At 51.9% G+C, this 25,876-nt stretch carries 19 protein-coding genes; 8 read left to right on the top strand and 11 right to left on the bottom strand.

Going from position 1 to position 25,876, the window contains the following annotated elements; all coding sequences use genetic code 11:
• The first annotated feature begins 88 nt into the window (after nucleotides 1-88).
• The gene (locus ACYVI1_RS19685; RefSeq protein ID WP_460912462.1) at nucleotides 89-829 is read left to right on the top strand and encodes a hypothetical protein; all 741 of its coding nucleotides are present in this window, start codon (nucleotides 89-91) and stop codon (nucleotides 827-829) included.
• 372 nt (nucleotides 830-1,201) lie between these two features.
• Here the strand turns inward: ACYVI1_RS19685 and ACYVI1_RS19680 are convergent, their stop codons facing one another.
• From ACYVI1_RS19680 to ACYVI1_RS19670, 3 genes are read right to left on the bottom strand one after another with little or no spacing between them, the layout of a single operon-like run.
• Nucleotides 1,202-1,765, bottom strand: coding sequence for a hypothetical protein (locus ACYVI1_RS19680; protein WP_460912461.1), 564 nt, complete (start codon nucleotides 1,763-1,765; stop codon nucleotides 1,202-1,204).
• A 27-nt stretch (nucleotides 1,766-1,792) separates the two neighbouring features.
• The gene (locus tag ACYVI1_RS19675) at nucleotides 1,793-2,245 is read right to left on the bottom strand and encodes a hypothetical protein (RefSeq protein WP_460912460.1); all 453 of its coding nucleotides are present in this window, start codon (nucleotides 2,243-2,245) and stop codon (nucleotides 1,793-1,795) included.
• 41 nt (nucleotides 2,246-2,286) lie between these two features.
• The gene (locus tag ACYVI1_RS19670) at nucleotides 2,287-3,474 is read right to left on the bottom strand and encodes a phage integrase SAM-like domain-containing protein (protein ID WP_460912458.1); all 1,188 of its coding nucleotides are present in this window, start codon (nucleotides 3,472-3,474) and stop codon (nucleotides 2,287-2,289) included.
• Between the two features lie 473 nt (nucleotides 3,475-3,947).
• Between ACYVI1_RS19670 and dnaA the strand changes: the two genes are divergently transcribed.
• Nucleotides 3,948-5,357 (top strand): chromosomal replication initiator protein DnaA, encoded by a 1,410-nt coding sequence (gene dnaA, locus ACYVI1_RS19665; protein WP_460912457.1) that lies wholly within the window; start codon nucleotides 3,948-3,950, stop codon nucleotides 5,355-5,357.
• An 11-nt stretch (nucleotides 5,358-5,368) separates the two neighbouring features.
• Nucleotides 5,369-6,334 carry a GNAT family N-acetyltransferase gene (locus ACYVI1_RS19660; RefSeq protein ID WP_460912456.1) on the top strand — a complete coding sequence of 322 codons (966 nt, stop codon included), beginning with the start codon at nucleotides 5,369-5,371 and terminating at the stop codon, nucleotides 6,332-6,334.
• A 243-nt stretch (nucleotides 6,335-6,577) separates the two neighbouring features.
• Here ACYVI1_RS19660 and ACYVI1_RS19655 read toward each other — a convergent pair whose 3' ends face one another.
• Nucleotides 6,578-6,982: a hypothetical protein gene (locus ACYVI1_RS19655; protein ID WP_460912455.1), complete on the bottom strand. Its 405-nt coding sequence runs from the start codon at nucleotides 6,980-6,982 to the stop codon at nucleotides 6,578-6,580.
• Between the two features lie 64 nt (nucleotides 6,983-7,046).
• On the opposite strand from ACYVI1_RS19655, the gene ACYVI1_RS19650 reads away from it, so the two are divergent.
• Nucleotides 7,047-7,574 (top strand): GAF domain-containing protein, encoded by a 528-nt coding sequence (locus ACYVI1_RS19650; protein ID WP_460912454.1) that lies wholly within the window; start codon nucleotides 7,047-7,049, stop codon nucleotides 7,572-7,574.
• 19 nt (nucleotides 7,575-7,593) lie between these two features.
• On the opposite strand, the gene ACYVI1_RS19645 is transcribed toward ACYVI1_RS19650, so the two are convergent.
• The 4 genes from ACYVI1_RS19645 to ACYVI1_RS19630 all read right to left on the bottom strand — a co-directional run bounded on the left by ACYVI1_RS19645 (nucleotide 7,594) and on the right by ACYVI1_RS19630 (nucleotide 16,226).
• Nucleotides 7,594-8,019 carry a response regulator gene (locus ACYVI1_RS19645; protein ID WP_460912453.1) on the bottom strand — a complete coding sequence of 142 codons (426 nt, stop codon included), beginning with the start codon at nucleotides 8,017-8,019 and terminating at the stop codon, nucleotides 7,594-7,596.
• Nucleotides 8,020-8,096: 77 nt separating this feature from the next.
• On the bottom strand, nucleotides 8,097-12,125 hold the full coding sequence (locus ACYVI1_RS19640) for a PAS domain-containing protein (RefSeq protein WP_460912452.1): 4,029 nt from the start codon (nucleotides 12,123-12,125) through the stop codon (nucleotides 8,097-8,099).
• A 143-nt stretch (nucleotides 12,126-12,268) separates the two neighbouring features.
• Nucleotides 12,269-14,293 carry a c-type cytochrome gene (locus ACYVI1_RS19635; protein ID WP_460912451.1) on the bottom strand — a complete coding sequence of 675 codons (2,025 nt, stop codon included), beginning with the start codon at nucleotides 14,291-14,293 and terminating at the stop codon, nucleotides 12,269-12,271.
• A 49-nt stretch (nucleotides 14,294-14,342) separates the two neighbouring features.
• A complete protein-coding gene (locus ACYVI1_RS19630) occupies nucleotides 14,343-16,226 on the bottom strand; it encodes a family 16 glycoside hydrolase (RefSeq protein WP_460912449.1) in 1,884 nt (627 codons plus the stop codon).
• 122 nt (nucleotides 16,227-16,348) lie between these two features.
• Here ACYVI1_RS19630 and ACYVI1_RS19625 point away from each other — a divergent pair, with 122 nt between their 5' ends.
• From ACYVI1_RS19625 to ACYVI1_RS19610, 4 genes are all read left to right on the top strand, one after another.
• Complete coding sequence (locus ACYVI1_RS19625) at nucleotides 16,349-17,155, top strand: 3-keto-disaccharide hydrolase (RefSeq protein ID WP_460912448.1); 807 nt, start codon at nucleotides 16,349-16,351, stop codon at nucleotides 17,153-17,155.
• A gap of 201 nt (nucleotides 17,156-17,356) precedes the next feature.
• A complete protein-coding gene (locus tag ACYVI1_RS19620; RefSeq protein WP_460912447.1) occupies nucleotides 17,357-17,863 on the top strand; it encodes a SixA phosphatase family protein in 507 nt (168 codons plus the stop codon).
• A gap of 165 nt (nucleotides 17,864-18,028) precedes the next feature.
• Nucleotides 18,029-18,532 carry an FAD-binding oxidoreductase gene (locus ACYVI1_RS19615; protein ID WP_460912445.1) on the top strand — a complete coding sequence of 168 codons (504 nt, stop codon included), beginning with the start codon at nucleotides 18,029-18,031 and terminating at the stop codon, nucleotides 18,530-18,532.
• Between the two features lie 153 nt (nucleotides 18,533-18,685).
• Complete coding sequence (locus tag ACYVI1_RS19610; protein ID WP_460912443.1) at nucleotides 18,686-21,976, top strand: M4 family metallopeptidase; 3,291 nt, start codon at nucleotides 18,686-18,688, stop codon at nucleotides 21,974-21,976.
• A gap of 44 nt (nucleotides 21,977-22,020) precedes the next feature.
• Here ACYVI1_RS19610 and ACYVI1_RS19605 read toward each other — a convergent pair whose 3' ends face one another.
• The 3 genes from ACYVI1_RS19605 to ACYVI1_RS19595 are packed head-to-tail and all read right to left on the bottom strand — an operon-like array spanning nucleotide 22,021 to nucleotide 25,735.
• On the bottom strand, nucleotides 22,021-23,460 hold the full coding sequence (locus ACYVI1_RS19605; protein WP_460912442.1) for a M56 family metallopeptidase: 1,440 nt from the start codon (nucleotides 23,458-23,460) through the stop codon (nucleotides 22,021-22,023).
• Entirely contained in the window at nucleotides 23,457-25,367 is a 1,911-nt protein-coding gene (locus ACYVI1_RS19600; RefSeq protein WP_460912441.1) for a M56 family metallopeptidase, read from the bottom strand. Before ACYVI1_RS19600 ends, ACYVI1_RS19605 begins: the two co-directional genes overlap by 4 nt.
• Nucleotides 25,364-25,735, bottom strand: a complete 372-nt coding sequence (locus tag ACYVI1_RS19595; RefSeq protein WP_460912439.1) for a BlaI/MecI/CopY family transcriptional regulator — start codon at nucleotides 25,733-25,735, stop codon at nucleotides 25,364-25,366. Before ACYVI1_RS19595 ends, ACYVI1_RS19600 begins: the two co-directional genes overlap by 4 nt.
• Nucleotides 25,736-25,876 lie beyond the last annotated feature (141 nt).

Genomic DNA, 25,876 nt, shown 5'->3' with positions numbered 1-25,876 from the left:
GCCGGGCCGCCGGCGCGTTTAGGGTTTAGGATGGTTCAGAAACGCCGGGACGTATTGCGCCTGGCGTTTTTTATAATCCCTTGAAAGAATGGTTGATACAGCGAAATTAGTAACGAGTGGTCTGTTTGAGGTGGTCGAAACCGAGGGCCGCACCACCCTTATTTTAGCCCGTCCGGTTCGGCTTGTGGTGCCAACGGCCGTACTTACCAGGCTTGCTACCGTGTACCTGAAAAACAGCGAGATAGGCGGGTTTCTGTACGCTGAAGCCGACACCCGCAGCAACACCCTGTTTGTTCGGGAAATTGTGCAGCTCGCTAACCTGTCAGCATCCGATAGGGCTTTTCAGCCCCGCACGTTGGATTATAACCAGGCTATTTCGGTGGCCATGCAACGGGGCCTGTTGCCGATGCGTTTTCATTCGCACCCCGTCAGCACGGTTAATGAACTGTACAACCAACAGTCGCTCAACTTCTTTCAGAAAACCAGTACCGCCGACCGGCATAATAGCTACCTGCCAATCTATGCCGGCACGCAGCCCATCGTTTTGCCCGACTGTTTGATTTCGCCCAACGATAGAGACGGGAAAACGATTCGATTCAGCATCTATAACGGATTCATTGCCCCGAACTCCTTTGGTGCCCTGCTCCAGAACGAGCAGGTATTTTTAGGTATCGTAGGTGTGGCCTTGCTGGTGGTGTGGTCGCTATGGGGATGGAAACGCGCCTTGAGTGCGTTGGTCGTTTGTGGCCTGGTCGGGCTGTTTATTTTCATTCGGGAAAAGCGGCCAACCTACCAGTATAATGAACAGGGGTTAGTGATAACGGTGTGAGACTAAACAGAATAATCTTTTGTTCGTCCCAACGGGCAGCGCGTCTTTTTTCCGGTCGACTGGCAGGAGCCAGACCGCGCAAGCCAAAATACGGCTCAATTTTTTGAGCCAAACCAAATAATCTACGGTTTTGTATGTGCACAGAAAAAGCCCGACCATTGGCCGGGCTGTTTGCTAATTATGGAGTGAGGTATGGAGTATGGTTAAGCCCAATAGAAATTCTTCACCTGACCAATAGCGGCCTTACGTCGCCACTTGCTCATAGCTCGTTTAAAGTAACGTCTCACAGCCGTGCGTTTGTGCTTTTTTGTGGCACGGCATACCGGGCATTGGCAGGGTTTGACCTTCATAAAAAGCGGGGCTTTTGCTATTTTAAAATTCTCTTGGCTTGCCTAATTCTGGAGCACCCGGTATATCAAACCGGAGAATGCCGCACCTAACCAATGTTCCACGCTGACTTTCTGGAGCGGGTAATAAGCGTTCAGAAAACGGCTCAACTCTATAGAAGGTAATTTCCTCGTTTTTGAATACTTCACCAGATGCCTTGATATAAGCAAGCCGTACATTCATATAATTAAAATACAGTTTAGTTGGATTTTTGACTTTTACAATGACGCTATGAATTCCCCCCATACCTAAGTTATAGTAGCCAACATTTGCGATTTCGGCAGTAACTTTATCCAAATCAGCAAACATTTCTGCCCTTTCGGGTGAAGGCTGTTCTATAGTAGCGGATTCACTATCGCTGGTCATTATCAATAAATTATCGTCAACTGTTCGGCGTTTTGGTTGCTTTTTAGGTTTCACCTTTTCTGCTTGTACCTGCTTCTTTAAGGCGTGAATTTCCTTCTCAAGTTGTTCTACTTTGGCTTGTTGATTATTGTCGGAGCAACTAAAAAAAAAGATGGCCACAAGGACTAAAATAGGTATTTTCATTGGATTGGAGATTGTCAGAATGGGTTTTTATCGTTTAGTGCCTACAACGTTTATCGCTTGGTTCATCCCCAGCGCGGGAGCGGAGATAGCTATACTTAACTTTAATGAGTTACCGATAAAGCGACCGTCACCCGTCACTGTAATCGTATAGCGTGTGTTATTCACATAGGTCTCAGAACTGTAAAAGGGGTCTAACACAAATACAGCGTCTTCCTTCAACGTGGCCGTATAAACACGGGCTGCCTGTTCAGACGATATTATCAGGACATTTGGCGTTGACGATTTCGTAATTGTTATTTTCTCTTTGCTTGTGTGGCTACTTGCTTTTACTGAACCTAAAGACCCCGAACCCGCAGGCGTATAAGAAGTAGATACGGTATCATAGTCGCCTACGTATCCATCCCTGGGGTCAACGTCTTCTTTCTTGCAGCCAGCAAGAGCGAAAAGGGTAATAATTAAGGCTAATGCGTGTGTTTTCATTGGATTAAAATTTAGGTTGACATTGTCCCAAAGTAACTAAATTATTCTTTCCATTCCTTAGCAATTCGCTCAATTGAAATTTTACGGTACTTCTTCACTTGCCCGGTGGTGGTGTGGCCAAGCATTGCAGCAAGACTTTCGTCACTCATATTCATGTTGTTAGAACAGTCATCGGCAAACGTATCGCGGGCCGTGCCGGGCGTAATGTTTCGCCCGATGCCTACCGATTTAGCGGCCGCTTTTAGCTGGTTATTCATGTTATCGAATTCAGTAAACGGTAAGCAGGCCAACCCGCCGTATTTTTTGGCTACGGCTTTGGCTTTCGGATGGTATGGGATAAGGGCGGGTTCCTCGGTTTTTTGGCGAACCACCCGCAAGTATTCACGGCCTGACGTGTCTACCTGTATTGAGCTATTGGTGATGTTTCGCCCGTCTACGTAATGCAGACCCGTGTAACGCAGAAACAAAAAGCAATCCACCGCCCGGCGTTGCGCCTGGGGCAATTCAGCCTGTTCGAGTGAGCGGAATTCACTGTCAGTAAGCGGGGTAGGTTCTGTGGGTATGGCCGGTGTGAGTTTGTGAAACAGTGCCGGTGCGGTTCGTATCAACTCATTCGCCAGGGCAAATTTTAGAACCTGGTTAATGTAGGTAATGGCGTAATTTACAGAGCTTTGTTTGAGGGGATGCGTTGGCCTGGTCATTAGATATTGTTCAAACCGAAGTAGCCAGGCAGCGTTAATTTTTTCGGGGTTCAGTGAGACAGCTTTATGATTTGTCAGGTAGTCAGCTAAGTAAGCCTGATTCGTTTCATACTGGCGGAATGTTCCATCGGTGAGTGGTTTCCCTTTCTTACCCTTGCCATATTTTCGCTGGTGTTTTTCGTGCAGCTTCATCAACATCAGTAGTGAGTCGGGGCCGTGTTGTTGCCGGAGCCACTCCGCCCTGACCGATTCGGCGGTAACATCCTGTTTGGCGTTTTGCAGGTTCTGCTTAATGGTGAGCAGATCGGTATGAATGGCCGTTAATTCATCGTTCAGGATTGCGCCTTGCCTACCTGTAACCTGTTGTGTTTTAGCATTCCAGTTCCCTTTTTTTACAGAAATACCCGTACTGAATGGTTCAGAGCGGGTTTTGTGAATTGTGATTGTCCCGTAAAGTATGCCTAACTGACCACTGGACTGACCTTGTTGCTTCCGAAACCAGAAACGAACGCGCATTTTAATAAACATAAATCGCATGGATTGGGTGAATCCATGCGACGCATTTACGCTACTTATTTATAAACTGTTTTTCTTATTTGACTTACTAATTGAATTCTAATTTAGTAGGCAAATAGAAGGCATTGATTGTCATGTAGTTGCCATTTTTCAACGCCTGTTCTTACATATGAATGCTTGCGGAACACTAATTAAGAAGGAATTAATAAAAGTAAGCTTTTTATCTTTTCGGGGGAAACCTGCGTTTTCAGCAGCCAGACAGATGGCCTGATTGCATTATTCAAAGGGATTAGTTTACGCCCTTGACCTTCCGTTCGATTCGCGTAATTTTAGCTTAACATTGGTGGCAGAGAAATTAATCTTACTGAAAAACGTGGTTCTGCGGGCACGGTCTGGTTAGATATTTCCCTACATTTGTCTCCCTTTTTTGCGACACTACCCGTAACTGAAATGTATTTTCCTGGCTATAACTCAATCAGACACTCATGCAGCGCGAAGTAACGACGGTGTGGAATCGCTGTCTGATGGTTATCCGGGAGATTGTACCCGAACAAAGCTTCAACACCTGGTTCGAACCAATTGTGCCCCTCCACCTCAATGGGCATGTGCTGACCATTCAGGTGCCCAGTGAGTTTTTTTACGAATGGCTCGAAGAAAACTTCGTTCATGCGCTGCGTAAAGCCCTCGATACGGCCATTGGGCGCGACGGGCAATTGGAATACTCGATTATTGTCGATAAAGGCAACGAGCAAAACCGCCCGCTCACGGTTAATGTACCAACGACCAAAACACCCCAGTCGGCTAAGCCCGATAATGTCAACCCCGACATTCTGAAAAGTCCGTTTCAACTGAAAGACTTAGACTCTCTCACGCTCGATTCCTACCTGAATCCGAGTTATACGTTCGACAATTATGTGGAGGGAGACTGCAACCGGCTGGCACGGCAGGCAGGTTATGCGGTAGCCGAACGACCCGGTATCACGTCGTTCAATCCCCTCATGATTCATGGCGGTGTTGGGCTGGGCAAGACTCACCTGGTACAGGCCATTGGTAACTACATCAAGAATAACAGCCATAACAAATTTGTTCTTTATGTTACCTCGGAGAAGTTTACGAACCAGTTTCTGAACGCGGTTCGCAGCGATGGTATCCGCGACTTCACCTCGTTTTACATGCAGGTTGACGTGCTGGTGATTGACGACGTGCAGTTTTTGCAGAAAAAGGAGAAAACGCAGGAGATTTTCTTTCACATCTTCAACCACCTTCACCAGTCGGGCAAGCAGATTATTATGACCTCCGACCGTGCCCCGCGTGCGCTTGACGGACTGGAAGATCGGCTGTTGTCCCGGTTTAAATGGGGCTTGTCGGCTGATTTACAGACGCCCGACCTGGAAACGCGCATTGCCATCATTCAGAAAAAACTCCAGGCCGAAGGTATCTACATCGACGATAATGTCATCGAATACTTGGCGCACAGCATCAACACAAACGTTCGGGAGCTGGAGGGCGTCATTGTTTCTTTAATGGCGCAGGCATCGCTGAACCGCCGTGAAATTGACCTTGAGTTAGCGAAACAAACGCTGCGTCATATTGTAGTCGACTCGGAGCGGGAAGTTACAGTTGACACCGTTCAGGAGGCCGTTGCCAATTTTTTCAACGTGACCATTGCCGACCTGAAAGCCAAAAGCCGCAAGCAGGAATTAGTGTATCCGCGTCAGGTGGCGATGTACTTAGCCAAAGAAAAGACGGACCTGTCGCTTAAATCGATCGGCTATCATTTTGGTGGACGCGACCACAGCACCGTCATTCATGCCGTGCAGACCATTAGTGATAAAGTAGCCAAACACGCCGAAATCCGCGACGTAATTGATAAGTTGAAAGCCCAGTTTAAGTAGTAGTTGTTGTCGTGCTGAAAATCATTCCCCGCCATCAACTCGACGCTACGGCCTGGGATGCCTGCGTGGCTGCTTCTCCCCACCGGATTGTGTATGGGTATTCCTGGTATTTAGATGCCTTGTTGCCCGCACCTTCCTGGAAATGGATTGGTCTTGTGCTGACGAACGAAGTAGGGCAGTATCAAGGGGTTATGCCCATTTCCCTGCGCCGAAAGCGTATCGTTGGCATTAGCAAATGGGTTGTTCATCAGCCGTTTTTCTGTCAGTTTCTGGGCATTTTCAGCCGGGGGGAGCCGCTCGATCCGACGCCGTTTTTTGAGCTATTGATGAACCGGTTTCGCTACAGTTCTGTAGTCTGCACGCGCCAGCCGCCAGATAACCTGCTCGATTTCAGTAGTGTTTCGGCTAAAACAACGCATATACTCGACCTCGATGCCGACTACGAATCCATCAGCCGAAACTACACCCGCGACCGCCAGCTAAACCTGCGCCGGGGCTTCGCTGCCAACTGGATAGTTGTCGATTCAACAGACCCTGAACCGTTGCTCAGGTTATTCCGGGAAAACCACGCCGATGCCATCGACGGGGGCGTAGCCGACTGGGCGTATGATCTGTTCAGAAACGTAGTAAATGCCCTGACACAGCGCAGATTAGTCACGTTGCGCTATGCTCTGCGTGATGGCGGCATTGAAGCCGGAGCTTTGTTTGTGAAGGAAGGCAACCGACTTATTTATCTCTTCAACGCGGCCTCCGAAACGGGTCGGCGGGGAAATGCCCGAACGCTGCTGATTGACCAGATGATTCGGGACCATGCCGGATCCCCGTTAATTTTTGACTTTGAAAGTCCTGAAAAGTCCTCAGTCCGCGACTTTTACAAAAGTTTCGGCGCAACCGAAGAACCATTCTGGGTCATGCGCTGGAATCGCCTTAGTCTTATCGAGCGGATAGTGATGACTGCCCGAAGAAAGCTAAAATAACATGAACCAGGAGATTTGTGACCGCGTAGCGACGGGTCTCTGAAGCGGTCGAACGTTTTCGGGGAAAATCTCTTTGGGCCGATTAACGTGCCGTAAGTACGCAACTTGACAGAGAGTTGCTTGCTACACCGCTGATTTACGCTCACTACTACAATGGCATCATTCTGCTATAGGTTTTCTGGATGTCGAACATAGCAAGAGCGGTATAGCCAGAGAACTGAAAACCCATTTCTAATCAGGAGTTTACTTCGGCTTTTCGCCCTCCTTCGGTTTGAGCGTGCCACGGGCAATAGGCTCCGGTTTCGATTTAGGCGTCGTGAAGCGCAGCAGCGTTGCCGTTGGGAACTCGGTTTTTGGCAACCTGAGAATGACTAACTGGTAGGATCGGGTGCCAATGACCAGATTGTAATAAAGCATGTCTTTACCCGATTCCTGCGCCAGGCCCCAATTCGCGATAGGCTCTTTGACCAGCAGCGTTTCGTCCTCTTCCGACAAGGCCACGTAGGCCGTGTCGGGCAGGAATTGTTTACCGGTGATGCCCTGCACCACCGAGACAACCGAGGGTGGCGTGGGCGAGGCTGGTTTGGTTTGCGCTGCGGCTGATAGAGTGACCAGTAACAACGGCAACAGGTTGAGCAGTTTTTTCATGGTTTAGTGCGGAGATAGCTGCACCTACTCTTAAACTGAATCGCCTGTATTTCGTTTAAATGGTATGGCGGATTTAAACTCACTTCCAGAGACAATTAATGACCTGCTGACTCAGCATCAGTCTCCCGAAGCAACGCTTAACCAGGTCATTGAACAGGTTGGCAAGGTGCTGAACGCCGACCGCTGTTTTCTATATGTGCGTCAGCCCGATCGGGAACATGGCCGCATTGCCCTGTGCTGGCGAAAAAACGACACTATTCCCGACGTCGTTCAACCCGACTGGCAGCCTGACACCACCGACTTGCCGCAGGAAGATCCCCTATTTCGGGCAGCCATTACGCTTAACCCGTCGGTTTACGTGGCTGATGTGGAAACGGCCGGTCCCGATGTCCTGAACCGTGAATTTGAACGAAAAACCTTCGGCCACCGGGCGCTTATTCACGCCCATATCACGGGAGAGGGGCAGTTGTGGGGCATTCTACAGCCTTGCCTGTTTGGGTCGCCGAGGTACTGGACCGATGCGGAAAAAACGCAGATAGAGGCCATCCTGCCATCGATCCAACCCGCAATTGCCGCGTATGTGAACCAATAAAGTTGGCTGATTATACCCATCATCCCTGATAATTCGGATGCAGGCAATGCCTCCAGTAATCGACAATTAATCGAATTTGCTGTTGAAAGGCGTCATACTGCGTTGCTTTCTGGTAAAAACCCTGAACTGTTGCTTTGTAGGCAATGGCGATAAGTTCAGGGCTGGCGGCCGTTGTGAAGTAGATAAATGGAATCGATTTCCGCCTGAGAGACTCGTTTTCCTGAATATGCCTGCGAAATTCAAGCCCATTCATGACGGGCATGTTTATGTCACATAGAATAATAAAGGGTTTTTCGCTGGTAACCGACAGATAATCAAAGGCTTCCTGGCCATTACTGAAAAAGCGCAGTTCATTGGGAATGGACAAGACCTGTATGGCCTGCCTGATCAGATACTGATCGTCCAGATCATCTTCCACCGAGATAATAGGCCCTTTCAATGACATAGTGATGGAAGATAATGTTGTAGTGCTTATCAGCTACGTAAGATGAGTAGTTGAATTTTCTAATCACGCTCTACCTACTAAACCGAAACAGGCAGGTACACGCTGAACGTAGCGCCCTGACCGGGCTGGCTGGTGGCCGTGATGGCTCCTCCATGATTTGCAACTACTTTCTCGCAGATGGCCAGGCCAATGCCGGTACCGGCAAACTCATTCCGGCCGTGCAATCGCTGAAAAACCTGAAAAATACGGTCTACGTATTTTTCATCGAAACCGATGCCATTGTCGGTCACGTCGATGCGGTGGTACATTTGGGCAACCCGGCTGGGTTTGACCGCATCGGGCAGGTTGGCCGCCGACATGACTTGTGCCGCTACACGAACCGTTGGCGCGATGGGAGCGCCGGCCGAATCTGTTCGGCGGAATTTCAGCGCATTGCTCAGCAGATTCTGAAATAACTGGTTTAGCTGCGATGGATCGCCCTGCACGGTCGGCAAGTCTGCTATGTGGATTAGCGCGTCGGTTTCCTCAACAACTAAATCCAAATCATTGACGGCAGCCCGAACCACCTGCGTGAGCGATACCGAAGAACTGGTATCCTGTTGGGTAGAGATTCGGGCAAATGCCAGTAAATCTTTGATGAGCGTCGACATTCGGCTGGCTGCGGCCTGCATCCGCTGAAGATGGTCGACACCTTCACCTAACTGGGCTGCATACTCCTTTCGGAGCAGATCGCCAAACGACTGAATTTTGCGGAGGGGTTCCTGCAGGTCATGGGAGGCAATGTAGGCGAACTGCTGCAGGTTCTGGTTCGACCGCTGCAAATCCTGAACAGATGCCTGCAACTGCTGGGTGCGTTGTCTAACCTGCTGCTCCAGAGTTAGTTGAATCTTGCGTTGTTCGGTTACGTCCTGCACGGTGCCACTTATTTTGTAGGCTTCTCCTTTTTCGTTAAGGAACGCTTTGCCCTGAGCGTGCAGAATTCGCTCCCGGCCTGTCTCAGCCGGGTCTACCCGATATTCTACTTCATAAATGCCGTTGGTGCCCGGTGTAATGGCATGAGTAATGGCCGCTTTCACAAGTGGCCGGTCTTCTTCCCGAATAGGCCGGTAGGCCCGTTCGATCGTAATTATCTCGTCTTTTCCGATACCAAACCACATTCTTGCCCGTTCGGAATAGGCCAGGATGCCAGTGGTGAGGTCGATTTCCCAGGTGCCTAACTCGGCCAGTTCAATGGCTCCGCGCAGGGATTCTTTGGTCTCTTCCACCTTTTGTTTAGCCAGCGCAAGGTCGGTTATTTCCGCAGCGGTGTTCATCACGCCATACACGTTGCCTTCGGCATCGTAGAGCGGAGTAAAACTGTAATTGAAGTAATAAGGCTGCAGCCTTCCATCCATCATAAGATCCACGCGCTGATTTTTGGCATGAAAGGGAATGCCGGTGGTATAGACTGCATCTAACTGCGCGAAGATTTCGCCAGTCTCCAGTTCTGGCAGCAGATCTGCATACAGCTTGCCCGTTACCTCATTCCCTTTTCCCCAGACATCCAGAATAGCCTGGTTAGCAAGCTGGATACGCATCTCCCGACCGACATAAACGCCAATGGGAAACGGCGCACTTTCGACTAAGCTCCGCAGGTTATGCTCGCTGGCTTCAATCGTTTGCCGGGTAAGAACCTGCTGCGTTATATCGGTGGCGACGACCAATATAGCCGAAATCTGTTCGGCACCAGATAGCTGATTAATGTCGCGCTGGGGTTGGTAGGTAAAATCAAGGTAAATGGTTTCTAACTGGTTGTTCCGCACAACGTTCACGGCTACCTCCCTGGCCGTAAACGGAATACCTGTGGCAAAGACCTCCTGCAGTAACTGGTCGAACCCCTGTCCCCGAAGTTCAGGCATGGCTTCCAGCAAGGGTTTGCCAACCAGCTGAACGGGGGTGCGTCCAGTTAGTTCACCGTAGAAGGTGTTGGCCATACGGAACGTCAGGTTTTCCCTGGCAATGATGGCAATACCTACCGGCGACTGTTCAAATGAATCGAGCAATTGCTGCCAGCTTTCTTCGATACGTTGCTGGGCGAGTATCCGTTCGGTAACATCAATGGCAATATCCAAAATGGCGTACACGTGGCCTTCAGCATCGAAAAGTGGCGTGTAGGTGATGTTGTAGAAGTTATGAGTCATCACGCCCTGCTGCACAATATTTACCTGGGAGCCGAAACTCTGAAACATCCTGCCCGACGTATACACATCGTCCAGTATTTGCAGATAGGGCTGACTTTCCAACTCCGGCATCACTTCCCGAAGGGGCCTGCCCACGATGTCCGGACCTTTACCAACAATATCGATAAAGGACTGATTGGGCATTTCCACGATCAAATCCCGGCCCACAAACAACCCGATGGCTGCGGGTGCCGTGGCAATGACCGAGCGCAGTTTAGCTTCGCTGGCTTCGAGTTGCTGCCGGGCGGTTATATCCTGGGTAATGTCGCGAAAGGAAAAAACGACACCGTCGTCGAGCTTAACCGTAACGGTGGCGTACCAATTATCGAATCCCTCACCAGTATAATGCCGCTCCCGCTCAATAATATGGCCGGTCTGGACAACCTTCACAAAGTCATCAAATATCCCGGCTTGCCGGTAAGCCGAATGAATAGCCGAATACCGATTTCCCATCAGGTCGGTGCGATTATTGATCTGTTCGGTAACGCGATTGGCCATCCGGTACTCAAAATCAATGAGTTCACCCTGCTCATCGCGCACGGCTTTGAGCACGCTGATTCCAACCGTGGATACATCCAAGACCGACTGCAGGAGTTCAGCCGCTTCCTGTTGTTGCTGCTCGGCTTTCCGGCGCTCGGTGATATTGGTATGAACACCGACCCACTCCCGGATGGAGCCATCGGCAGCCAATAAGGGAATGGCTCTGATAGAAAACAGTTCCCAGTCGCCGTTATGTACGCGTACCCGATGCTCAAAAACAAAGGTTCTGCGCTTCTGTACGGCTTCCTGCCAGGCATCGATGGTGGGTTGTGCATCATCGGGGTGAACGGCGCTGGCCCAGCCATACCCCTGGTATTCCTCCCGGCGCTGGCCCGTGAGCGTGGCCCAGCCCACCTGTTCGCCTTCCATTTCGCCATCGGCATTGTTGGTCCACAGGATACCCTGAACCGCAGCAATGGCTCCCTGGAAACGCTCCTCACTTTCTTTGAGGGCCTGCTCTGCCTTCTTCTGCTCGGTTATATCCTGTAGGGTGCCATTGAACCGATACGCTGTTTTCTCTTCGGTAAACCAGGCTCTTCCCCTCGCCCGGACAGTCCGCTCTTGCTGGGTAACCGGGTGGATAATCGTGTAGTCAATCGCATAGCGCCCTCCCGACTCGTATTGCAGGGCCTGCTGGATAGCGGCTGTCACCCGCTGCCGGTCTTTTTCGGTTATTACATTGATAGCCAGCGGAAGCTCCACTTCGTCGTCGGGCTGTAGCCCAAACCAGTCTTTCAACCGCGCATTAGCCCTAAACCTGTTGGTAACCGGATTCAGATCCCAGGTTCCTAATTCAGTGGCCTCAATGGCAAACGCCAACTGGTCTTTCCCTTCTGCCAGTTTGTTGACAGTGGCTACCTTCTCCGTAGTTTCGCTACAGGTAACAAATACGCCCGCTGGTTCCCCGGACTCGTCGCTTACCGGGCTGTAACTGAACGTCCAGTACACATCTTCCAGGTTGCCATTGCGGTAGATAGGAATAAGCTGGTCTTCGCTCCACGTTGCTTCTCCGCCAGCAAGCACCTGGTCGATCAGGGGTTTAATGATAGCCCATATTTCCGGCCAGACTTCGGCCCCAGGCTTGCCTAAGGCAGATGGATGCTTGCCATTAGTTCCTAAGCTGGGCCGGTAGGCATCGTTGTAAAAACACAGCAGATCCTGGCCCCAAAAAAGAAACATCGGGAACTTTGAATGGAGTAGGATGCTGAGCGTCGTTCGCAGACTTTGCGGCCATGTATCCGGGCTGCCTACCGACGTTTGCGACCAGTTATAGGAACGCATTAACCGGCCCATCTCACCGCCACCCCGTAGAAAGGTAAACTCGCTGCTATTCAACGTTACCTGCATGAATTAAAAAGAGAGAGTTAAAGACTGCCAAATATACACCCGTTTCGGTTTGGTTTTTGCCCCCTGCCCGCATCCGAATTACAACAAAAAACGGCCAGTCTCTCTACGAAACTGGCCGCTCACGAATGGGTGCGCCCGGGTCATTACGGCTTTGGCTCCCCAGCCGAGGCACTGCTGCTAACCGGGGCCAGCGAGTTGATCCAGGCCGCAATTTTAAGCGCGTCGGCTTTGGGTACCTGCGGCATGGGCGGCATTTCAGTGGCGTAGTCAGGCCAGTTGGTTGGTTTGGGATTATAAATCAACTCCACAAGCTGGTCGTTGGTGTATTTGCGTTTGGCTACGTCCGAAAACGCCGGACCCACCTGCCGTTTGTTAGCCTGGTGGCAGGCCGTGCAGGTATGCCGCGTGAGCAAGCCTTTTACCTGCTCGTAGGTTGGCGCTTTCGCCATTGTTACGGCCTGACCTTCCACTAATTTGGGCTTACCACCCCGCGTGGATTCGCCAGTTAGTGGCTTAGCTGTGCCTTTTTTGCCGGGAGCGCCTGTTGTTGTCGCTGCCGGAGCGACTGCCGCCGGAGTGGTCGCCGAGTTTTTTGTGCTAACTTCACTCATGGCCAATTTCTGACCATCGGGAATGTTGTTGAGCGTATAGTAGGCAATGGGGTGAACGAGCGAATACGACCCTTCGGCTCCCCGAACGCCATCGAGCGTTAACTGATGGATGTAGTATTTGCGGAGGTCGCTCACTAACAAACGGGCTTTCAGGCCATCGGCGGAGACTTTCACGCCTTTGAGCGGTAAGGCTTCTTTATTGATGGTCGGACTGCCATACACCGAATGGTATTTGTAGATGAAACTCTCGACCCGATAGGAGGCTAAATCCTCCGCCGATTTCCGGTCGACGGGTTTGGTAAACTCGACCTCGAAGCCGTCGGGCATGGCTTTCACCGCGCGCATCTCAAACGGCATCGCCCCATTCCAGACTAACCGCTGCAACCCTTCATTGGCTTCTCCGGCTGACCCCCAGCCCCGGTTGGTTTCGCCCACGAACAGAGAGCCGTCTTTGGCCCACGCCATCCGCAGAACGCCTGACCGGAACCCGTTGCGGAACTCGATGGCCCCGCCCTGATACTCGCCGTTCACTTTCTCCATGAACACCCTTGAAATTTTGCTCATCCCCTGGTCGCCCACCAGCACCTGCCCTGAAAAGGGCCCAAAGGCACCCTGCGGAATTTCAAGAATTTCGGAGTTTGAAATGCCCAGAACCCCGTGCGGCAGCCACACCGCCGGTGTTTGAATGTCGGTGCCGGGGAATTGCTCTTTCATGGCATACAGCAGATTCGGCGTTTCGTTGATGACGTTTTCGGGTTTGATAGCCCGCCCATTTTCGTCTTTGCGCCGACGCTCGTCAACTTTGGCCGCAAACTGCTCCGCCGAGAGTTTTACGGGGGAGTTGGCCATGCCTGTCCAGCGCAAACCGGCCGGGTGGCCCACAAACGAGCCTTTCTTCACATGGACAACACCACCCGATCCCATCCAGTCGCCCTGGTTATCGGCATAGAACAGTTCACCTTCAAAAATGCCCAGTCCGCAGGGCGACCGCATGCCCGTAGCCCAGGGCTGCATTTGGCCGTTTTCGCTGATTTTCATGGTCCAGCCCCGCCACGGAACGCGGCTTTCGCCCCGCCACCATTCCTCATCGCCAAAGGCTACGTTGCCCGTCACGAAGAACTGACCATCGGGCGCAATTTTTGGTCCGAAACTATACTCGTGGTAGTGTCCCGACAGCGGCCAGGCATACACTGTCTCGAACACATCGGCTTTGCCATTTTTATCCGAATCGACTAATTTCGTCAGTTCACCACGCTGGGCGCAGTACAACGCCCCGTCCTTATAGGTCAGTCCTAACAGTTCGTGCAGCCCCGACGCGAACTTGCGGAAGTAGGGCTTGCGGCTGGTTGGATTTTCGACAATCCAGACGTCGCCCCGGCGCGTGGCCACCCCCAGGCTGCCATCGGGCAACACCGTCAGGCCACCCACTTCGAGGAGCGTGCCTTCGGGGGCGGTCACTTTCAGAATCTTAAAAAAATCTTCCTCTTTCGGCGATTCCTGCGCCTGTGCCGCTATGAAGCTGGCTAGTGTGAAGAGGGTTGTCAGTAGTTTTTTCATGGTAGTATGTTACCCTCGCCCCCAGGGAGAGGGGCCGGGGGTGAGGGGTTTAAAACAAGATTGAGTAAATCAATTTTCCCTTTACCGGCACGATTAATTCCTGCCGCCCACCGGCTTCCCGAATGGTGGGTTTGGCCCCGCCCACCTCGTCGATCCTCACGTACTGCTGCCCATCCACCAGATAGAGGCCGTTTTCTAAAGCGCTGATGCTGGCCCCACTGATGAGTCGGGCATAAAGGTCGCTGGCTGGATTAGCAATGGTGACTTCGCGTTGAATGCCTTTGCCTTCGCCCAGAACCCGAACTTTATCGTCAACGGAACTGCCGTAACTCTGATAGCGAAACGTAGGCCGGTCGTTTTCATCGAGCACATAGCCTTTGGGCCGATAAGTAGAGCCAGTTGTGTCGGTAGGCCAGTTGGCCTGTGCCGAGGCTAATTTGCTCAAAAACAGCACGGGCGCGCCCAATCGCTGCACCATACCCATGGGCCGCGAGGAGCCGTCGCCCCGGTCGTGCCACATGGGCGTCGTATCTAAGAACCAGCCGCGCCAGACCTGCACCAAGGCGCCTTTGTCTAAATCATAAGTGTAATGAATATTCTCCGGGCTACCGACCGAAATGGCATGAGTTACCCGCAACGTTCGGCCCTGCGTGTTCTTCTCGCCGGGCATATCCATAAAACTACGCAGGATGGTATTGGTTGAGGCATCGACCAGAATTGGATCGACCTCCTGCCCGGAACTTGCCGACCCGTCGCTGATGACATATTCCCGAATGCCCGGCCCGGCTACGGTCAGGCCCAGCGCGGGTTGTGCCCAGTCGAGGAATTTGCTGTAAAAAAGCTCAAACGGCAAATCGCCTTTGGCCAGCGTCGTTTTGCTGCTTCCCCGCTCACCCGGCGCAATAACCGGCTGATTGTTGATTTTGAGCATACCTCCGCCCCCCGCAGCGCCAAGATTAAACCGATATTCACCCGGTTCGGCAACGCGCAGGGTGCCCGTGTAGCGAATCAGAAACTCATTCGGTATGCGGCTTACGGCCGCCGACAGCACCGTTGTTGCCCCTTCCGATTCCGGCGCGGTTTTATCATATTCCGGCTCCTTCTCGAATTTACCTTTATACACCGCGTATTTCAGGTTGAGCAGTTCGGGCCGGGGTTTATCGTAGCTGACGTAGCGAATGTTGCGGAACGCCACCGGGCCATGATCGCCCTGGAGCATGAGCGGGCCAAGCGGTTTTTCGTCGTCAAAGCCCGACGCCCGCGTTGGTCCCGTTAGTTCAACATCTTCCTGAATAATAACCCCGTTCAGTTCGACGCGAATCATGCGGGCATTCTCGGTTTTCTGCCCGTTTGTGTTGAAGCGCGGGGCCTGGAACGAAACCTTCAGGCGTTGCCACAGACCGGGTGCCCGGCTGGCATTCTGACGGGCCGCGTGGCCTTCGTAGCCCTGCTGCCCTTCGGGCCGTTTGGGGTCCCAGCGTTCGTAAATCGACCCGTTATCAATCGTTCGGGGGGTGCGGCTGGCCCAGCTGTCGAACAACTGCACCTCATAGCGGCCCTGGAGATACACGCCCGAATTTGACCCGGACGCCATCATGTACTCTAACTCCAGGTCAACATCGCCATGCTGTAAGGTAGTGAACAGGTTGTACTTCGACGGGTTCCTGGGGTCGGCGGGGGCTTTGTCTAAGGGAACATTTGCCAGAACGCCCGTGCCTTTGTCGGTGGTGAGGGTGTTGGCTTTGTTCAGATCGGCCCGCGCATTGCCTGCGATGCGCCAATTGGCCGTTGCCGATGTAAACGCACTCAAGTCGTTGAGTAGTAGTGCAGTGCCGGGCATCGGCGCCGGCTGGGCCAGTGTCAGGCCCGCGCCAAGGGTCCATCCAATGCCGAGCAGCCAGCCGAAGCAGGCCTGTAATGGTGGTTTTTTCATGTAAAAAAGGGGAAATTTGAGGGCCGAAATTTACAATTTTTTCCGGGTAAAAGACTGCTAAAAGACATTTGCCCTATCTTTGACCGTTTTCCCCGTGTATTCATTAACCCGAATCAGTTTCCATGAAAAACCTACAAGTATCGCTGGCAGTTTGTGTTGGGGTTGTCAGCCTCGTTCTTACTAATCAGACATTGGCTCAGCCAGAGCCGGGCAAACAAACACCCCAGTCGACCGAAATCTGGGAACCCGTGCCCCCGGTTGTTACGCCGGGCGCTGTTTCGGCCAACACGAGCGGCACCACGCCCCCGTCGGATGCGACTGTACTGTTCGACGGTAAAAATGCCGATGAATGGGTTGCTATTAAAGGGTACTCGCCAGCCAGTTGGGAAAAAACCAACGAGGGGCCCCTGAAATGGCCAGTGACGGATGGTGTGCTGTATTCGACCAAAGGCTTCTCGGCGCGCTCGAAGAAAGAATTTAATGATTTTCAACTCCACATCGAGTTCAAAACACCCGAAAAAGTTGAAGGCACGGGCCAGGGCCGGGGCAATAGCGGTATCTTTTTACAGGGCCGCTATGAATTGCAGGTACTCGATAATTACAACAACCCAACCTACGTCGATGGCATGGTCGGGTCGATTTATAAACAGACCATTCCACTGGCCAACCCCAGCCGCAAGCCGGGCGAGTGGCAGACCTACGACATCGTTTATCAGGCCCCCCGCTTCAACAAAGCCGGTATGATGACCGACTATGCTTACGTAACGGTTCTGCTCAACGGGGTGCTGGTACAAAATCACGCAGCCATTCGCGGCACGACGGAGTACATTGGCTACCCGAAAGTGCAGGCACATGGGGCCGGGCCAATTTTGTTGCAGGATCACGGCAACCCGGTTGGTTACCGCAATATCTGGATTCGCGAGTTGTAGGTAGTGAGTTGGGAAAGTTACCTAATAACCCACTGCTTTAGCGGTGGGATTAGGGCAAAACGGTTCAATTATAGATGGCTTTGCTCACCTGTCCCACGACTTTAGTCGTAGGCTAAGTAGACTTATTCTGTACTCATTCGACGTGCCCCCGGCATTTGCCGGGGGCTTTTTTGTATTATTGTGTTCCCTCACCCGATACCTATGCGCTTACTTCTCCTGTTTGTTCTTTCGAGTACACTCGTAACGGCCTGCTCAACAACCACGGTTTATATCGTTCGCCATGCCGAAAAGGTAAACGAAACCGATACCACCGACCTTACGCCAGCAGGTTACGCACGCGCAGCCGCCTTAGTCGATACCCTGGCCAGCCGGGGCATCGACTCCCTTTTCACGACACCGTACTATCGTACCCGCCAGACAGCCGCACCATTGGCCAAACGCCTGGCCATAGCGTCGGTAGATTATCCGGCTAAACCGATGGAGGCTATTGTGAACCGGGTGAGCCGGATTCGGAACAAAACGGTGCTGGTGGTGGGCCACAGCAATACCATTCTGGAAATAGCCAGAGGATTAGGCGCAACGCCGACATTGACGAAAATCGAGCCAGGTGATTTTGATAATTTGCTGCGCGTTCAGATTCATCGCGGACCGTTTCGTAAATCAGTGACCTTATCGCAGTCGACGTATGGCCAGCCAACACCGCCTTAGAGTAACTCACCCCTATTATTTACCGTCCCAGAGGTTAATTTCGTCAAATCATACAAATGCAGTATTGACCCGGCTGACCGAGGAATATACCTTTGTTATAGAAGTAGTTAATGTTACACCGGGTTAAAACCCGGTGTAACATTAGAAAATAAGAATCCACAATTCATGATGAAATCACATTTACTGACCTCACTTGCTCTTTCAATAACCGTAAGCCTGTCTCGTGTTCAGGCGCAGGGCATCCGGGCTGCTGGCGATAACATGCCGGTTGTGAAAAAAACGGCTGCGGCTATCACCCCCAATAACTATACGGGTCGTCAGATTGCCGTGGGCAGCGGGGGCGGGGTCACTGGGTTTTCAACGGCTTATTACCTGTTTGAAAACGGAAAACTCTTTGCCAAACGCAGCCGCGATACAACATTTACATTCATCGGTCAGCAAACCGCTAAAAATACCAAAGGCGTATTTGCCACCGTAGAAGACAAGTGTAAAATCAAAACCACGAAATTCGATAACCCTGGCAACCTCTATAAGTTTGTCAGGTGGCGAAAGGGCAAAGTAGCACACATTGTTACCTGGGGCGAAGCCGGTAAGACAGTTCCCGCCAATTACCCCAAATTTTATAATTCGTTCATGGCTATGATTCCAGCTTCGTTACGGTTGAACTAATGAATGACGGACAGGTTTTTTGACAGGATTAACAGGATGTACAGGATTTTTATCCGCAGCATTAATCCTGTACATCCTGTTAATCCTGTCAAAACTCATCCTCCATCGGAGCAGTATAAATCGGTATCCTACATCACTGACTGAACATCTCGTATGAAAGCACATCTACTGATACTGAGTCTGCTAACCACCGCGTCGGTGCTGGCCCAGCAGCCCAACGCGGGTTTAGGGCGTAAGCAGAAAGTGAGCCAACCGTCGGTCGGTCTGGCTCAACGATTGAACGCAGTGGTTATGCCGCTTCCCAAAGACCGGACGGGTCGACATACCTTACTGGCAACGGGCAGCACGCAACCCAAAATGGAATCGCTTCGAGTGCGCGTAGTTCGGGATTCGGAAACGGGTTTGCCGGTATTCATCGAACGAAAGCAACGTCAGCGTGACGCAACGACCGCATCGAAAACGACTGGAGCGCGGCTTTCGGCGGCAGCGGCAGTATCCGTGACCTATCAGTTTTTGGGGCAGGTGCATAACGTACTCAAACTGGATAAGCCGGAAGTTAATTTCACCGTTTCCCGCACCGAAACCGACGACCTCGGCCAGACGCACGTTCGCCTGGCGCAAATGCACCGGGGCGTGCCGGTGCTTGGTTCCGAATTAGTTGCCCACCTGACCAATGGCGAGGTAAGTCTGCTGAATGGCCGCTACCAGCCCGTGCCGGACGGCCTTGCCACCACGCCCAAACTGACCCTGACCGATGCCTCGGAGCGGGCACTCAGCGATGTTCGAAAAACGTCGACGGTTCGGTCGTTTGGGGATAACATTCTGAAAATGAAATCGTCCGAAGGGGAGTTGTGTGTTTTTCCAACGCCCGATGGCGAGGCAAAGCTGGCTTATGCGCTTACCGTTCGGCCTAACATGCTCGAACGCTGGGAATATATAATTGATGCCCAGACCGGCGATGTCCTCGACAAATACAACCATACCTGTTCGTTTGTTGGCCCCGTCAAATCATCGGGCCGCGACCTGAACGGAACGACGCGCTCCTTTCAGACCTATCAGCACACCAACAATACGTATTACCTGATTGACACGTCGCGCCCGATGTTCAAAGCCTCGTCAAAAATGCCCGACGACCCGCTGGGTGCTCTCTGGACGGTAGATGCCCGAAATACCTTCGGCGATAAGCAGAAGATTTACCAGATTACGTCAACGAACAGTACTGACTGGAGTCCAACGGCTATTTCGGCGCACCACAACGCGGGCATCGCCTACGATTACTACCGAAATACATTTAACCGGAATGCCCTGAATGGCAATGGCGAAACGATGGTTTCAGTCATCAACATGCCCGATGACGATGGCAAGACGATGGACAATGCCTACTGGAACGGCAAAATTATGGCCTATGGCAATGGTAAACTGTTGAAGCCGCTGGCCGGTGCGCTGGATGTAGCCGGGCACGAAATGACGCACGGGGTTATCCAGAACACGGCCAATCTGCAATACAAGAGCCAGTCGGGCGCTATCAATGAGTCGATGGCCGACGTATTTGGCGCGATGATCGACCGCGACGACTGGACCCTCGGCGAAGATATTGCCACCCCAAATGTTTTGCCATCGGGCGCGCTCCGCAATCTGTCGAATCCCAATCAGGGTGGAGCCAAAAATGACCCGAATGGCTACCAGCCCGCTACCATGGCGCAGTATGAAACCACTACCGAGGACAATGGCGGGGTTCACATCAACAGCGGTATTCCAAATTTCGCCTTCTATAAATTCGCGACGGTGGTCGGTAAGGACAAAGCCGAAAAGGTGTATTATCGCGCTCTGACGACCTATTTGGTCCGTACCTCCCAATTTCTGGATTTGCGGCTGGCGGTTGTTAAAGCAGCCGGCGATTTGTTCGGCGCGACGGGAGCCGAAGTGACAGCCGCGAAAAATGCGTTCGACGCAGTGGGCATCACCGAAACAACGCAGTCGACACCCGGCAAGCAGCCCGACGTGCCGGTTGCTTCGGGGCAGGACCTGATGCTGCTGGCCGATGCCACAACGTCGAAACTGTTTTCGACTACGGTAGGAACGAGTCCGGCAAAGTTCGACCCGAAATCGACGCTGGGCCTGATGCACCGCCCCAGCGTGACCGACGACGGGAAGTTCGCCTACTATGTAACGACCGATAAGCGAATCCGGGCCGTTAACCTGACCGGCACGCCAGCCGAAACCGTTATTTCCGACGAAACCGTTTGGGACAACGTGGCTATCTCGAAAGATGGCACCAAACTGGCCGCCCTGACGGCGGACCGCGATGGGTCGATTTACGTCTACAGCTACGATAAAAAGAAATGGGCTGAGTTCCAGCTCTATAACCCGACCTACACCGAAGGGGTAGAAACGGGCGATGTGGAGTATGCCGATTCGTTCGAGTGGGATTTTACCGGCGAAAACATTGTGTATGATGCCTTTAACTCGCTCGAAAATAACTCCGGCGACGCCATTGATTACTGGGATGTCGGGTTCATCAACGTGTGGAACAACAAAACGGGCGACTTCGCCCAGGGCGACATTGAAAAGCTCTTCTCGAATCTGGAAGAAGGCGAGAGCATCGGTAATCCGTCCTATTCTAAAAATTCGCCGGATGTGATTGCCTTCGATTACGTCAACGAAATAGACAATACGTATTATGTCGTCGCGACGGACCTGAGTACGGGCGACCTGAACGTGATTTATGAAAACAATACATTGGGCTTTCCGAGCTACTCCCGCCTGGATGACCGGCTGGTGTTTAGTACCCTAACCGGTTCCCGTGAAGATGTGGCGAGTATCAAACTCGGGGCCGATAAAATTTCGGCTTCGGGCAGCATAACGGTCTTATACAACGGCGCGAAATGGCCGGTCTGGTACACCCAGTCGAACCGGGTTATTCCGCAGAAAACCGCCCAGACGATTACGTTCGATGCCATCGGCGACCGGTATACCAATCAGGGTGATTTAGTACTTAAAGCAACCTGTTCGTCGAATCTGGTGGTTGGTTTTCAGGTCAGGAGCGGCCCGGCAACGCTAACCGGCACGACGCTGAGATTCACGGGCGAAGGTACCGTTACCGTGCGGGCCTATCAGGATGGCAACGCTCAATTCAGCGCGGCTACCTCCATCGACCGAACGTTTAAAATCCTGAACGTCACGGCTATTGAGCCACTCTGGTCGGATGCGCTGGCGGTTTACCCAAACCCGGCCAACACTACACTAACCGTTGAACTGCCCGGCACCGAGACCATCGACTGCCTGACCCTGCGTGGGCTGTCTGGAACAACCGTTCTGCAGCCAGCCGTTCGCAGTCGTCAGCACACGGCTACTCTGGAGATCGGACATTTGCCAAAGGGTCTCTACTTTTTGCAAATTCAAACGCCCACCGGCACGGCAAACCGGAAGGTGGTGAAAGAGTAGCTTATTGACTTGCACCGAACTTAAGTTCGGTGCAAGTCAATAAGCTACCTCGTTTCTATCCGCATCAGTTGCTTACTCGAACTGGCTTCAACAACGTCCGCTTTACTGTATTTGCTGAATTCATCGAAGGCTACTTCTTTACCATTTACGACAAAATGTTTGTAGGCTTTCCGAATGTCGGCATCGTTTAGGGGGAACGAAAAGAAAGCTGACTTTTTGCCTTTCGCTGCTGCTTCCCATTCTTTATCCTCCAACTGAAAGTTAATTGGTAAATGGTACTGCACATTCACCGCTTTTCCGTCCTGTTTAGCGGGTGTCCAGCGCGGCATTTGTGATACAACCCGCGCGGCCTCCTCGTCTGCTCCGTAACCAATACCCTTCAAAATCTGAACATTGGTAATGTCACCTTCTTTCGTAAGGACGAAACGGACCATTACCCGACCCTCAGCCTTCACCTTCTGTGCAGCTTCCGGGTATTTCAGGTTTTTGCTTAAATACTCGTATAGTTTTTCGATGCCACCCGGAAATTGCGGAGACTCCTCGACAGCGTCATAAATCTTACCCTGTACCTTCACGACGCGATTGGGCGTGGCAAGACGAGCCTGACCGGCTTCACTCTGGGGCTGATCCCGGTCGGGTTGGGTACACATGACCAATAGGGTTGCGAGGGGCAGGGCCAGCGCGTAACGGAGCAAGGCCCGGCGATGCGTTTGTGGTTTTTGCAGCATAACGATTCGTTGTTTGAGGGTTGATTTAGATACAAAAGGAGTAATGAGTTCAGCCGGGGTAACGTTAAGCGCGTAGGCAACTAATTGATGCACATAAGCCGGCGGGGTGGAAGCCCGGCTACACACCGCCCGGTCGGCCAGAAATTCGTGGACTTCCTGCACGGCCCGTTTGTAGAAAATCAATACAGGATTGAACCAGAAGATGGCCTGTGCGATTTCCAGAAACAGCACATCGGCAGTATGGCCCTGACGAATATGCGCTTCTTCGTGGCGGATCAGTGCGTCGGGTTCAGTGCGACCATCGGTTTGATTGAGCACTAAACACCGCCCAAAGGAGAACGACGGCGCCCTATCGTCGGGCAACCGGATAAGGGTGTAGTTCACGTTGCGTTCCGACGTGCCTCGCTGAATAAGCTTGTGCACGGCCCACAGGTTCAGCCCCAGCCGAACCAGCATAAGGACCACCCCAATCCCATACAGCAATAAAATCCATTGGGTTGTCGTCAGCCCATCGGTTGGCGTTTGGGGTGCCGTGCCCACAACAAAGGTTGGTAAGGTGATGCTGCCAACGGGCAGCGATTTAGTCGCTCTGTCTGGCAATTCGACAAATGGCAGCAGAAGCGACAGCATGACTGAAGTCAGCAAATACGCGCGGTTCAGCCCGAAGAATGTGTTTCGGCGGAGGAGCAGCCCGTAGCAGCCATAAAATAACAGCAGAAACAGGCTGGCTTTCAGGAGATAGGGGAGGGAAGTCATTTCTTTTTCGTTGTTATCAGGACAACACCATGCAGGGCTTTGGGGCCGTATACAGCCGTTGCTGCGTTCTTTAACACGGTGATCGTCTCGATATTTTTCGCGTCGATAGTGTTTATAATACTCTTTGGAATCTCAACACCGTCAAGCATGTAGAGGGGCTCTCCTGCACTCAAGCCATTTCCCCGAATTGTGATGGGTAGCCCTGAACGTCTAAGCGAATCGGGCAGAGGCATGGAGTAGCGTTCTTTACTCTCTGTCGTGACGTCATTATAGAGCGCAAACCGGCCATTTTTGCTGTTGTCAATAATAAATCCCACTTTTTTAGCTGAATCAGGTTGCGGGCCTGGTACCTGCCCTGTGCGTTTATCTTCCTGCCGCTTTTCCAGCGAAAACTGAATGGGTAGATTGTATTGCACGGCTACTGCCTGGCCCTGCTGCTGACCAGGATTCCATTTCGGCATTTGACTCACGACGCGCACGGCTTCTTCGTCGCACCCGCTACCAATACCTTTCAGAACGCGTAGATCCTGAATCTGTCCCGTTTGGGTGATCACAAATTGTACAAAAACCCGGCCCTGTACTTTGTTCTGTTGCGCTTCTTTCGGATAGCGCAGGTTGTGGGTGAGGTATTGACCCAATGCTGTCATACCTCCTGGAAACTGGGGTTGTTGTTCCACAACCGTAAAAACTTCACCAGTTGGACTGGTCTGGCTAGTCGGTTTAGTTTCTGATGATTGCTTTGGTAGTGTTGGCTCAGGAACGGGTTCATACGCTACCACAACTACATCGCTCAACTTATTGGTTTGAAGCGACATGCTTACATTCAGAGTCGTTTGCCCGTTAACTTTAATGTCCTGAGTTGTAAAGCCAACAAAACTGAGCACTAACGAAGCGTCTTTAGGGACATTTGTCAGGGTGTACTTCCCCTCTGAATCCGTGGTCGTTCCTTGTGTCGTGTTAGCAATCACCACGTTAACTCCCGGCAAGCCCTTGCCCTCCACCGCACTCGTCACCCGGCCCGAAACGGTGATGGTTTCGTTGGTTGCCTGAATCACCATTGTCGCGATTTCTTCCCGCGCCGTGGTCATTGCCAGTAGACTCATTGCCAATGGAATAACTAAGACGTATTTGCCCAACGCCCAGCGGGTTGTGGCGCGTTGGTGCAGCATCTGAATGCGCTGTTTGAGCAGCGACGGGTTGAAAAAACCATTGGTCAGCGTGTCGGGCCAGACACCAAACGTGTATTCGACTAAGAATCGGGCGTAATCGGCGGGTTGATTTGCGGGTTTGTCGGCCAGAAACTCGTGTACTTGCCGCAGCATCCGGTCAATCAGCCAAAGGGCCGCGCAGGGCCAGAATATGGCGCGTAGCAGGGCTATAGCTACAACATCAAGGCTGTGGTGCTGCCGAATATGAACCAATTCGTGGGAAATAATCAGGTCATTCTCACTATCTGCTGGGTTTAGAATCATGTACTGGAAAAACGAGAAAGTCGGTATGGTCAGGTCGCTGGGCTGCACCCGCACATACCCATCACCTACTTGCCGGGGCGACCGGCGAATCAGCGACGCCAAACGCCCAACCCGAACAAGTACGCGCAACAGGAAAACCAGCGAAATCAGACCGTAAGCAATCATTCCGATTTGTTCCCAATCAGGACCCGCTACGATGGGTGCGTTGACAACGGCAGTTATGGGCAGGGAAATAACCCCCATCGGAACGGGCAGTGTGTCAACCGTTTGAGCGGACAAACTCACCAACGGCAGCACCAGCGATAACACCGCCGACAGCAGCAAATACCCCCGATTGACGCTAAAAAACGTGTGCCGACGCAGCAACAGCCAATAGCAACCCACAAACAGCAGGCCATAGAGGTTGGCTTTCAGGAGATAGGGGAGGGCGTTCATTGGTCTTTCTGTTTGTTTAAGAGGTTAATGATTTCGTCGGCTTCGTTCAGGCTGATGTTTTTATCCTGCACAAAAAACGACACCAGCTTTTTGAGCGAACCGTCGAAGTAGTTGGTCATTAACTGCTCGGTCTGGAAACGGCGGTATTCTTCCTCGGTAATCAGCGGGTAGTATTCATGCGTTTTTCCATACGCCGTGTAGCCGACCAACTCCTTTTTCTCTAAGATGCGGATGATGGTCGAGACGGTGTTGTAGGCAGGCTTAGGCTCCGGTAGTTCGACTAAAACGTCTTTGACAAAGCCTTTTTTGAGTTGCCAGAGTACCCGCATAATTTCTTCTTCGGCCTTCGTAAGTTCGCGTATCGTCATGCTGTTGTGGAGGAGTATGAAATTCTGGACGAAATCTATGACTAATGATTTAGTTTTACAACTAATTTATTAGTTATTTTATTGTAAACAAACAAAAATGCCCTTCCTGGCATCAGAAAAGGCTTTTTTGTTTGTTTTTTT

It is taken from the genome of Spirosoma areae (assembly GCF_054781775.1).
This window is presented reverse-complemented; position numbering and strand designations above follow the sequence as displayed.